7 protein-coding genes are annotated in these 12223 nt (G+C 55.5%); all 7 read right to left on the bottom strand.

The annotated features are described in order from the left end of the window. Positions 1 to 42: 42 nt before the first annotated feature. The 7 genes from ADG881_RS00035 to ADG881_RS00005 all read right to left on the bottom strand — a co-directional run bounded on the left by ADG881_RS00035 (position 43) and on the right by ADG881_RS00005 (position 11576). Positions 43 to 2046: a DUF1302 domain-containing protein gene (locus ADG881_RS00035; protein ID WP_007150927.1), complete on the bottom strand. Its 2004-nt coding sequence runs from the start codon at positions 2044 to 2046 to the stop codon at positions 43 to 45. A 232-nt stretch (positions 2047 to 2278) separates the two neighbouring features. Next, entirely contained in the window at positions 2279 to 4888 is a 2610-nt protein-coding gene (gene pepN / locus ADG881_RS00030) for an aminopeptidase N (protein ID WP_007148554.1), read from the bottom strand. A 112-nt stretch (positions 4889 to 5000) separates the two neighbouring features. Continuing rightward, entirely contained in the window at positions 5001 to 7361 is a 2361-nt protein-coding gene (locus ADG881_RS00025) for a hypothetical protein (RefSeq protein ID WP_007148701.1), read from the bottom strand. 280 nt (positions 7362 to 7641) lie between these two features. After that, entirely contained in the window at positions 7642 to 7914 is a 273-nt protein-coding gene (locus ADG881_RS00020) for a YeaC family protein (RefSeq protein WP_007149160.1), read from the bottom strand. A 124-nt stretch (positions 7915 to 8038) separates the two neighbouring features. Then, on the bottom strand, positions 8039 to 8929 hold the full coding sequence (locus ADG881_RS00015; protein ID WP_007148707.1) for an NAD(+) kinase: 891 nt from the start codon (positions 8927 to 8929) through the stop codon (positions 8039 to 8041). A gap of 78 nt (positions 8930 to 9007) precedes the next feature. Further along, on the bottom strand, positions 9008 to 10081 hold the full coding sequence (locus ADG881_RS00010) for a cyclic nucleotide-binding domain-containing protein (protein WP_007150435.1): 1074 nt from the start codon (positions 10079 to 10081) through the stop codon (positions 9008 to 9010). Between the two features lie 133 nt (positions 10082 to 10214). Further along, complete coding sequence (locus tag ADG881_RS00005; RefSeq protein ID WP_007150770.1) at positions 10215 to 11576, bottom strand: hypothetical protein; 1362 nt, start codon at positions 11574 to 11576, stop codon at positions 10215 to 10217. Between the last annotated feature and the right edge of the window lie 647 nt (positions 11577 to 12223).

The raw sequence follows: 12223 nt of genomic DNA, 5'->3' as shown, positions 1-12223 counted from the left end.
GCTCTCCGTTAAAAACAGGCCGGCATTCCGGCCTGGAACAAATTAGAAAGAGTACTTAACAGAAACCGAAGCGTTGTTCCGGTCGGCCAGTTTGTTGGAATATTTGGCGCCCCAGAAGGTGGTACCAGACATGGCCACTTCCAGGTTGTTCAAGTACAGGAAACTCACGCCCAGGGTGGCTGCCTTACGATCTTCCATAAAGTTGCCGCCAATCGGAGAGTTACCGTTTACATCATGGGCAAAACGTACACTTGGGCTCATGGAAACACCCGCGAAAACGTTACTGTAATCCGCCTTCAGCACCGCACGGTAGCCCCAGGAGGTGGGGTCCAGGTTGTACTTGTTCGGATCATCCGGGCTCAGGATCTGTGCTTCTGATTCCAGAATTGCCGCTGTTGAGTTGTATTCTTCATCCGGGCTTTCCAGCCCTTCGATGTGCTCAACACCCAGCTCCAGCAAGGCGATAAGGCCATCAGAACCGAATGTAGGACCGAAGTTAAAGATGCTGACAAGAGAGCCGTTGTAGCTCTCCACTTCGTCATAGAAGTAATAGAGCTCACTATCAGTGACTACTGTATCGCCGGACAGACAGCTTCCACCCATTTCTGCACGCACACAGTGACCGGTCAGATCTTCAATTCTCACGACAGTATCAGGGCCCAGCAAACCTGCGGATTTACCAGCGGCTCCTGCCAGGGCAGAAATCAGGTCATCGCCCGCTTCGTTGATAATCGCACGCTTGGGACGGTAAGCAATTTCACCGGCCAGGGACATGCTGCCAATACTGGTGTTAAAGCTACCACCAATCATGTCCTGATCTTCGGCGTACGCCATCTGATATTCTGCAGTGTCGATGATCAATGGCATCGCTGCCGCGCCACCACCTTGTGCCGCCTGGACATTATTCAGACGAGCCCCCACAACCGGCGTCTTCGCATGGGTGCGGGTGTAATACAGCGCGAACTCCGTGCCATTAAGGCCTTCAGCAAAATAACGGTATGCCAGACCAAACTGACCACTGTCTGAAGCTTCTTTGTCTCTGATGCGGTCTACCGTCACCTGAGTCGCTTCGTATTGATAGTCGGAGTAGTTAAGAGCGGTATAACCTGCAAAGGCCCCTTCGAGACCCGGAGCGTTAGCGCCCAGAGCAACGACCCGCCCGTCAATGATTACGTTGTCTGCACCCTTGCCCGGGAAGGCGTCATGAGTGGAGAAGTAGGTACCCGTTGGCGCATCTTCCGAGTTCTTCCAGTCCAGCTGGTAGAACGCCTCAAGGGTGGCATTGAAGGTCAAGCCGTAGGAGAAGTACAAGCTATTGAGGGGAAGCAAGGCCTCTTTGATTTCAGAACCCGGCAGACGCAAGGCATTCAGATCAAAATAGTTGGCAGTGTTAACACCATTCTGCATGAACAGCGCCTCACCCCAGTTAATCACCTGCTGACCAAGACGTACGTTCAGGGGGCGATCGAACATATCGAAGTTGCCCCACACATACGCATCCAGCATACGCGCACGCTGGCCGGCGTAGCGCTCGGCATCACGGGTAAAGTCGTCACCCGTGCCATTGTTCGCATAATCCGAATAGGTCGCGTAACGGCTGAAACCATTTCCTGGTACATACGGGGCAGACGCATTCAGAACACCGCCATTATGGTCGCCGCCCATAATCACCTGATCATAAAAGGCGGTGCCACGCAGAAACATGCCGTACTTGCCCTGCCAGCTCAGATCCAGCTCCGGGGTGATTTTGTACACCAGAGAGGCCAGGCCCGTATCGTAGTTATTATTGGCATCGTTCTTGTTGATCTGAGAACCGTAACCGGCCTTGGTCATGTCCACCACGTCACCGGTGGCGGCAAGCATGGAATCCTGCCCCTCCGTCCGGAACAGGGCACCAACTGACAAGGTCGTATCCAACCGGCCCGACCAGTCCGGGTTTTCAAAATCAAGTTGAACCGCTGAAGCAGGAAGGGACAGCCCGGTAAGGGCAGTGATGCTGGCAACAGCCATAGCCAGCCTGGTTTTACGCAGGTGATTATTATTCATGTAGCTCTCCGAATTGCCATGCGCATGGCTTTATTGTTTTTTACTCGGGCAACAGCAGCTCCCATTTGCAGCAGGTCCCATCATTCTTCCTGATACAAACCACCGCCCGAGCTAATGCATAATTCTTACACATCAGGAAAAAAAATAAATCCCCTGTGTACTCTATTATTAACGACTAGCCGGTCATCCCTTTATTGGCCCCGTACAGCTCCATCCGGCGAGGTCCGCAGAATCAGGATGACAGGATGCGGCCCAGCACTTCTGCCACGTTACCGGATGAATTTTTTTGCACATTAGCAAGTACTTCTGCCAGCCGCTCCCGCCGCTGCGGTTCGAGCCTGGGCAAGCGCGCCGCGCCATTGGCCAGGCGGGCCGCCACCTGCGGGTTGATCGCATCCAACCGGGACAGCGCCTGGGCAAACAAGCGATACCCCGCCCCACTTTCCGCATGGAAGGCCGACGGGTTGCCATTGGTGAATGTTCCCACCAGAGCCCGCACCCGGTTCGGCGTTTTCCAGTCAAAGGCAGGATGCTCCAGCAAACCATTGACCCGATCGACTGTCTGCTCGCCCGGCACCGTGGCCTGCACCGCGAACCACTGATCCATCACCAGTGCCTCCTCCTGCCACCGTTCAGCAAACTGCGCCAGAGCCTGGTCCGCCCCCGGCAAGTCATGGTGCACCAGCACCTTCAGCGCCCCCAGCTCTTCACTCATACACAGGGGAAGCTCAAACAATTCAACCGCCAATCGCGCCGCTTCGTCGTGTCCGCCTGCTGCCAAAAAGTCCAGCGCCAGATTACGCAATTGCCGTCGCCCCATGGCACGGCCATCCATGCTCAATTCCGTCGCCAGCAGGTTTTCTGCCAGAGACAGCCAGTGTGACTGCAAGGCCTTGCCCAATGCCCGTTTCATGGCACGGTGAGCCAGATGAATGGATGCCGGGTTCAAGGGTGTATGCCGGTCACCCAATGCCACTTCACTGGGCAAGGTGAGCAACAACGCGGCCTGAGCGGGATCTTCATCGCTGCGTGCAATGACTTGCTCCAGCACGGGCACCAGCGCCGCAGCTTCTGCATCCGCCTCTCCGGGTTCAACCACCAGCCGATCCAGGGCGGCGAAGTAAAGGCGCTGAGCCGCATTCCAGCGGCAATAGCCATCACTGTCATAAGCCAGCAGTCGTGCCAGCTGCGCCTGCGTGTAGTCATAATCCAGCACCACCGGGGCAGAGAAGCCGCGCAGCAACGAAGGCGTCACGCCCTCAGGCACCGCGAAAGACACGGTTTCTTGTGCCTGGTCCACAATGATGACCTGCTCACCCTGCCCGTTCGCGTCCAGCGCACAGGGGGCGCCCTGGTCATCCAACAGGGCCAGACGGATCGGGATCACCAGAGGCTGCTTGTCCTCCTGACCCGGAGTGGCAGGAGTATGTTGCCGAAAAGTGAGGTGATATTGCCCCTCACGGTACTCGTCGGTAACGGTCAGCACCGGCGTGCCCGCCTGGCTGTACCAACGCTTGAACTGGCCCAGATCACGGCCGGAAACGGCCTCCATGCTGGCTACGAAGTCATCACAGGTTACCGCTTTGCCATCATTCGCTTCGAAATAATGGTCTGTCGCCTTGCGGAAATTCTCCGCCCCCAGCAAGTGATACTGCATGCGAACAATTTCCGCGCCCTTTTCATAAATGGTCAGGGTGTAGAAATTATCAATCTTCTGGTATTCCTCCGGACGAACGGCGTGAGCCATGGGCCCCTGATCTTCCGGGAATTGGTGATTCACCAGGAAGTCCACGTTCTCCACCCGCTGAACGGCAGCGGAATTCATGTCCGCCGAAAACTGCTGATCGCGAAAGACCGTAAACCCTTCTTTCAGACTTAGCTGGAACCAGTCGCGACAGGTCACCCGGTTACCGGACCAGTTATGGAAGTATTCGTGAGCCACCACGGATTCCACCCGCTGGAACCCTGCGTCTGTGGTAGTCGAGGGATGCGCCAGCACACAGGAGGTGTTGAAAATATTCAGACCCTTGTTTTCCATGGCCCCCATGTTGAAGTGGCTGACCGCCACGATCATGTAGATATCCAGATCGTATTCCCGGCCGTAAACCTGCTCATCCCAGCGCATGGCGTTTTTCAGCGACGCCATGGCATGGTCCAGCTTGTCCAGATCACGATGCTCGGCATACAGACGCAATGCCACCTTGCGGCCGGATACCGTCATGAAAGTGTCTTCCAGGCACGCCAGGTCTCCGGCTACGAGCGCAAACAGATAACAGGGTTTCGGGAACGGGTCTTCCCAGGTTACCCAGTGGCGATCCCCCTCTTCCCCCTGATCTATCGGGTTACCATTGGATAACAGCAACGGATAGCGCTGCTTGTCCGCCCGCACCGTAGTGGTAAATCGAGACAGAACATCCGGACGGTCCGGGAAAAACGTAATATGGCGAAAGCCTTCCGCTTCGCACTGGGTGCAGTACATGCCATTGGACTGGTACAACCCTTCCAGCGCGGTATTTTTTTCCGGCTCAATATCGACCACGGAGGTGAGCGTACAGGCTTCACGCAACCCCTCAACGGTTAACAGGCCGTTCTCATAGTGATAGCGGTCGCTATCGAGCACCACATCATCCAGCGCCAGAGTGCGCAAGAGGAGGCCTTCACCGTTGAAAGCCATTACTGTGGCGTCAGGAGAGGCAGGATTGCGACGCAGAGACAGGCTACTGGTCACCGTGGTCACACCATCGCGAATATCTACATCCAGTGCCACACTATCGACCAGATAGGCAGGAGGACAATAATCCTGAAGGCGTGTGATAGCGACGGCTGCATGACCAATTTCCATGAGAACAACTCCTGACAGGAAGAATCAATGAAGGCGCAGTTTAACGCGTCCCCAGAACGACAACACCCCGCAAAAGCGGGGTGTTGTCGTTCTAACGGAAGGATAAAAGGAGCTACGGTGCGTCGACCTCAACGAATGCAGACGCGGCATTGCTTCCCGCAGTTCCAACCGCAATGTTGGTCGGATCCAGCACAAAAGAGACCACTTCAGTCTGCAGCTCTCCTGTGGCTAGCGTCTCACCTGTGGTAGCCGGCGTCACACCATCTTCACTCGGTCGCAACAGAGAGGCGTGATGACCAATAGTCAGACTGGTCAACAGATTTGCTGAAGACGCACCCGGTGCCGCACTTGGCAATGACGCACCAGCGAGAGTCGCCAGTGGGCTGGTGCCGGCCAACGGCGCACCGTCAACACTATTAGGGATAACCTTGTCCGCAGTGTAGACCTTGGTATCACCAAGGCCACTGGCATCTCCACCACCCTTGATCTGCTGAATCAGTACCGGCACACCGATGCCGCTCAACGTGGAAGCGAAGTTCACCGGGTCACCGGAATCAACAGTGCTTTGTGCTGCGTACAGAAACTTCTCATAATCTGACGTGCCCTGATTCACTCCTGCCTCCGCCAGACCCGCATTTACGGTAGGACCAAGCGCCAGGGAATTGGCGAGAATCTGGGTCAATTGACCACCAGAAGCAGACGATACAACACCGCTAAGCGGCTTGAGGTTGCTGGTAAAACCTGCCATGCCATCAGCGCCAATCGACATCTGATTTACGGTTGCATAAACGGAACCGACGATGCCGCCAAGAGACACACCAACCACTTTCACGTCAGAAGTATCCAGGCTGCCCAGCGTCTGAGCCTCAAGATTATCGCTGATCACTGTCAGGCTGGCATTGAGGTTGAGCATATCCATGACCGACTGACGCAGGTTATCGCGAGTATTCTGAAGTACAGCCAAATTAATGAACTGACCACCAGAACCAGCCGCATCATTGAAGTGACGCTCACGGGGCGCATTTTCACCCAACCCGGCAAACGCCGCACCCAGTCCGGCAGGATTTTCTACATTCAGACCATAGAGTGGTGAACCGGTGTTGTTGGTTACGCCATGCAAGGGCAAATCAACCGCTACCGTCGCCACGCAGGCATTGCCAAGACTATGGGCAAGCGCAACCACAGAGCTACGATCACTGGTAATCCCGTGAATATAGATCACAACAGGATACGGAGCCGCACAAGCGCCCCCACCCGCTGCAGAGCCCGGCAACGTAACCTGAAGCGGCACGGTCTCCAGGCTTTGCTCAGTGGCAAACGGATAGCGGTAAGTGACATTGGTAGAACCATCCACATCCTGTGGCACACTCATACCCAATGCGCCCGCCAACGTGGCATCCGGCACCCAGCTATCCTGAGTATAGCTGGCGCTGGCGGTAGTTTCCGGGGTGGTCAGATAATAGGGAAGCTGAATATAACCGGTGTACAGATTGGCGATATTAGCTGGAAGCCCTGTCAAACCACCGATGTCTGTTTCTGTCGCTGCAGGCACACCTACAAGCTCAGACTCTACCGGCGTGGGCAAGAACCCGCCTGCCTGCAGCCCATTGATACTCGCGGATGGCACACCCAACCCAGCCAAAGCTGCTCTTGGTGCAGCCATGCCGACCAAAGGCGCGATTGGATCAGTGGTTGTAAAGGTGTAGGAGATAGCCACCTGGTCTTTACCAGACACAGGGTCTGCAGCAAGGCCATTAACTGCAAGAACACCACCAGCAATGGCTTCCCAGCCCTGAATTGCACCACGGACCGCCGCCAGTGAGCCCGACACTGCAGGCTCGTTTTCACCCAGCAAATCATAGGCTGTTGATGCCTTGATCGGATCACCATTGGCATCCATAACTGTGTTAGTAACGAACACCAGATACTTGGTTTTTGCCTGAAGCGGCTGCTCAGGGATAACCCTCAACACATTGTTGGTGCCGCCATCCAGGGACACAACGGATGCGGTAACCGGTGTAATCGCTGCAGAAAGAACCGGCGACATGGGATCAATGTTGGACGGATCCAATGCGTCACCTGCACCGGTATTCAGGGGCAACAGGAAGACGTTTGGCAGAGCACACGCCATCTTGACGGTAGCGTCTGTCAGCGTACAGACACTGGCAGAATCAATACTGCCCTCAAAGGCAATATCGAAATAGGCATTGGTAGAGAAACCGTCCAGACCATTAACTGCCGCCTCCACTGGGTTCGTGGCGACACCCACATTCGCCGTGCCATCACTGGTAGGCGCATCGGCAAAGATCAGATCAGTATTGAGAGGCAGATCCGATGTAACGGGGTTAAATTTCGGGTATGTACCGTGGAAGGTGGCTCCTTCGCTCTGGTCCGGTACCGTGTCGCTCCCGCCGCCACAGGCAGCCAGCGCCATAGCCACTGCCAGAGGCAGTACCTTTTTATAAGTATTCATGATCTCTCCCAAACCACTTTTTATTATCTAATTCCTGCCGTTGCCTGCACTTACACTCAGGGGGGCTTGATACAAGCAGCAGAAGGCTCTTTAGCCAAACGAATTATTTGTGCCTACGCTAACCCCACTACCGAAGCGGGGTTTCTAGGAAGAATACATTAATTCCGTTTTTCCACAAACGCGCGGAACAGAAAAATAATGGCGGGAAACGCCGGCAGGCGTTTTTTCAGGGACGACTCGTCGGTCATCGACGAAAAGTATTCAAATAATTAAAATATGTTTACTGCAGCGTATCCGGGCCACGCAAGATTACTGGCTGTTCTTCCGGTTTTTCTTCACTGCTCTTGCAGGCCTGCTCCATATACCCGGTGCGCTGCTCTTCCGGCAGGTTCTGCTGCTCCCAGGCAATCACCGCCTGCAGACACAATTCCTTTTGTTCACGGGTTAAAACGCGGCCATCCGCCCACTTCCCGGTTTCCACCGCACGGCGCATGTTGTCGCAGGCCTCCGGAGACATGGAAGCAATCAGGTCTTCAAAACTTTGGTAGTTCATTGGTTTCACTCTTCAAAAATCTGCAGCCTGCGACCCGCTTTATTTATCCCGAACAGATTCACCATGCGAAGATGACTAAACAACGGAATAACAGCGCGGCTCGGCTTTTTACTATTAGCTACTATTAACTATTGTCACCAGGCCGGGAGCTCCAGCCCAGCTTGGACCGACACGCCTGATAAAAATCGTGCCCCGGAGGATGAATCAGGTGTAGACGATGCGGTTTTTTACGGATCGCAATCACATCATCCACCTGCAGACGAATCCCCTCTGTGCCATCGCAGCTGACCAGGGGCCGTACTTTTTCCGTGGTGATGTGGATTTTAATTTCACTGTCACCGGCCACGACCAGCGGGCGGCTGGTCAGGGTATGGGGATTCAGGGGAACCAGCACCATGGCATCCAGCTTGGGATGCATGATGGGCCCGCCGCCGGACAGGGCGTAGGCGGTAGAGCCGGTAGGTGTAGAGATAATCAGGCCGTCGGAGCGCTGTCCATAAACAAAGTGCCCGTCGATCATCAATTCAAAATCGATCATGTGCACACTGTCACCCGACAGCAACACGATATCGTTCAGGGCACTGCCCTCACCCACCACGGTTTTGCCCCGGCGCACTTCCAGATCCAGCAGGAAGCGCTTTTCCGTGCTGTATTCACCATCCAGCACCTGGCCAACCCGGGATTCGATTTCGGAAGGAAGAATATCGGTAAGGAAACCCAGGTGGCCGCGGTTCACGCCCAGTACCGGCACGTTATAGCGGGACAAAATGCGCGCAGCGCCCAGCAAACTGCCATCGCCCCCGACCACAATCACCAGATCGCAGGACTCGCCCATTTGCGACGCACTGGCGGCCTGCAAACCCATCTCCGGCAGATTGCCGATAATGTGTTTATCGAGGATGACGGTGCAATCGCGGCCATGCAGAAAGTGGATCAGCTGACGCAATGAATAGAGCGCCTGCTCACTTTCCGACCGAGCAATTAATCCGATATTGCGAAATTTCTCTTGCGCCACAGGGGGATCTCATTCAGGTAAAGCTGCGTTGGGTGATGCGAAACCCGAAAATCGGGCAGCCTCACCATCCGGCAAGCGCTACCCCTGAGTCAGGTACTCGTGCAGGGTACCAGCATTGGCATTCAGGCCGCCATCCAGCACGATCACATCCAGGCCGGCGTTTTTTAACAGAAAAGCGGCGGTGGCGCTACGTCGCCCGGTATCGCAGTAGGCGATATAGGTCTTGCCCGGGTCCAACAGGCGGGATTTCAGGCGCAACACATTCAGGGGCATGTTGGTGGCCCCCACCAGATGCTCCTGATCAAATTCATCACTGGTGCGCACATCCAGCCACCAGGCGCCCTTCTCGGCAGAAGACAGTACCTGATCCCCCGGCATGGTGTTGATGATGGGCTCACGCAGCAGAGCATCAAAGTCCTGCCGGTCCAACTTCATCAGCACACCGTCTGTGGCCATGGTCACCGTGGCATTACGTGGCTTGCCTGATAACAACGCTTCTTCGCCAAACCACTGCCCCTCTTCCAGCATGGCTACCGGAGTCGGTTCGCCCTCGCCCAGACCGATTGACACCTCACACACCCCTTCTTTCAGGATATAGCAGCAATCAGCCGCCTCTCCCTGACGAATAATCACCTCGCCTTCTTTGTGGCGGGTGGCTTTGAGGCGACGGAAAATTTCCAGAATATTGGTCGGCGGCACCCGGTGGAAAAGCTTGGACTTGAGCAACCGGATCATCCATTCCCGGTCGTTCTGGTAGGCGGAGTTGGCATTAATATCAAGAATGACGTAACCCGCCGACTGATCCCAGGACAAAATGGTATCCAGCCGGAAGCTGTCAAAACGCACCACGCTCACCTCACCCACGGCTTTCGCGGTACTACGGCGGGGCTGAGCATGCTCCAGCGGATGCCAGGACGCGGTATCACCGGCACTTACCGTATGGCTTTTACCCTCTTCATCCGTGAGCTCTACCCGGCCACTGAGCAGATAAATCGTGGTGTTATCCTGGTCACCCAGCGAAAAAAGGACATCATCTGACGCATAGCGGCACACTTCCTGCTGGTCGAGCAACCAGTCCAGCTGATCGCCGGACAGGGCATTAACCGGCACAAACGTCTGTAACAGGCTTTTATCGATGGATTCCTGCGCCATAACAGCGACTCCCGATGTTCTTGTTGTTGCAATGGTTGTTGCAATGCTGCCGGGCCAAAGCCCTGATCAGAAAAAAGTACTGCAAAAATCTTACCAATCAAGCACCTAGCGGAACCAGTTCACAGTTATTCGCTCAACGGAAACGCAGCACATTGTCGATAGCGGAATCATTGCGGCAGTTCGGGCAGCGGTTGGCGTTGCAATCGGACACCCCGGGCTTGAACTGGTTGGGCACTTCCACACGGATCACCCGCTTGCCACAAGGCGTCTCATCGGCCCCCACGGGAACCTGGCAGGTGGGGCTTTCATAGTGCGCCAACCAGGCCCGGTAATGGTCTTCGGTGACCAGGCATTTGCGGGCGGCAAAGGCAATGGGGTTTTCCATGTAGCTGGCCACCTGGTCCGCCGCGATGGAGATATGCCCCGCGCCGGGGTGAAAGGCGATAAAGCTCAGCCCCAGCTCTTCCAGCTTCTCCAGGGTCTTCTGCGCCCCGCTATTGGCGTCTTTTGCCTTATTGCGTTTCTGTTCGGCGATTTCCCCACGGAGCTGGCCAATCAGGTCATCCCGGGTCAGCACATCCATTTCCAGCGCATGTAACTGCTCCGACATCTTCGCCCGCTCTTCCTCCAGCCGCTGCTCCAGCGCCAGCTTGTATTGCTCCGTCAGCACCTCCATCTCGCTTCCCTGGTGCTCACTGCGGCGACTCTGCTCTTCCAGGCTCTGATTCAGGGATAGCAGCTGCCCTTTCAGGGATTCATTCTGCTCCCGCAAGGCGCCATTCTGGGATTTGATCGCCTTGAACTGCCCCATCACTTTTTCCAGCTGGGCATTGAGGATTTCTTCTTTCTGCTGGGCCGCGTACCGCACCTTGGCGGCGTCTTCAGACTGGGTATTCTCAAGGGTCTGCACCCGCAGGCGCAGCTCCTTGATAATGCGCGCCAAGCGGACACGCTCCTGGTCTGCTTTCTTTTGCGACTCATCCGTTTCCGGCGCGATCGTTGGCGCGGATGTGCCCACCACGGGCGGAGGCGCGACATCCATCTCGTCATCCATTTCCAGCCCCATTTTCGGGCCTCGCTCACGAATGGAATCACGGATGGCAATAAAGTCGTTGGCACCGGGCTTCATTCCCGGATCCCACATCTGGTCCTGATGCCAGGCCACCGGGCACTGGCTGCGACACGCAAGACGAACCGGCCCCGCTCCCATATCTGGCCCCTGGCCTGCGTGTTCCGCAAGGTGGCGCAATGGCACATTCCAGGTGGTATCGGCCATTCCGTCTTCATCAAAATCGATGGTAAACAACACTAGGGAGCGCACCCGCAACTGGCCGTTAACCAGGCAATAGGCGCCCCGCACCTCTTTGTCTGCAAACTCAGGCACCCCGACCATCCCGTCAAGAATGGCTTCGAAATCTGCGTAGAGCATGCTTTTGGAAATACCCCGATGATCAAAAAACAGAATCGCTTCCGAGGTAACAGAGGATGCAGCCATGGTGCCGGTCCTTCCCTTGAAATTATTTTATAGGTGGCCGCCGCAGGCAGATGCGTCGCACATCGCGTCACTCCCAAAAGTGACACCCACAGTCGCGGCGCTGCCAATTATAGTCAGGCCTTATGGAAAGAGTGTGACCTGAAAGGCAGTTAAACAAAAGTCACGCCAATAGCTTGCGTCAGACGACGCCATCAGAACAGTACCGAAGTCACGTTGCGGCAGAAAAGGCAGGCAGAGATGAGGCGGGATGAACGGAGGGGTAACCAAAGAGGGGCAGAGAACAGCGAAGGATTACAACTCCTCGCCGTCATCTGCCCAATCATCATCTTCCAGCCACTCTTCCAGGCTTTCCATCAGCAGTTTTTCTTCCAGACGCTCTTCCAGATAATCATCCATTGCCTTTCTCCTTCTATCGTTTCACATGTCGTCCATGAAATTAGACAGAAAGAAGGTGACAAGTTCATGAAATAGGCGCTGCACGCTTCACGCGGCAGGCAACACGGAAAAGCAAAGAAGAAAACAGCAAGTTACAGGCATGCAGCGTGTTGCGAGGAGCTTGCAGCGTTTTTCACATACAAAAAAGGCCCTCCCGAAGGAGAGCCTTTCTTGCTGAATAGTGGCGGAGCGGACGGGACTCGAACCCGCGA

The organism is Alcanivorax sp. DG881 (assembly GCF_000155615.1).
Classification (GTDB): Bacteria; Pseudomonadota; Gammaproteobacteria; order Pseudomonadales; family Alcanivoracaceae; genus Alcanivorax.
The sequence above is the reverse complement of the archived record's forward strand: the minus strand, read 5'-3'. Positions and strand labels throughout refer to the sequence as shown.

Coding starts and splice junctions, on each gene's coding strand:
- ADG881_RS00025 (WP_007148701.1), bottom strand. CDS start 7,361: ATGAATACTTATAAAAAGGTACTGCCTCTGGCAGTGGCTATGGCGCTG.
- pepN (WP_007148554.1), bottom strand. CDS start 4,888: ATGGAAATTGGTCATGCAGCCGTCGCTATCACACGCCTTCAGGATTAT.
- ADG881_RS00020 (WP_007149160.1), bottom strand. CDS start 7,914: ATGAACTACCAAAGTTTTGAAGACCTGATTGCTTCCATGTCTCCGGAG.
- ADG881_RS00010 (WP_007150435.1), bottom strand. CDS start 10,081: ATGGCGCAGGAATCCATCGATAAAAGCCTGTTACAGACGTTTGTGCCG.
- ADG881_RS00035 (WP_007150927.1), bottom strand. CDS start 2,046: ATGAATAATAATCACCTGCGTAAAACCAGGCTGGCTATGGCTGTTGCC.
- ADG881_RS00005 (WP_007150770.1), bottom strand. CDS start 11,576: ATGGCTGCATCCTCTGTTACCTCGGAAGCGATTCTGTTTTTTGATCAT.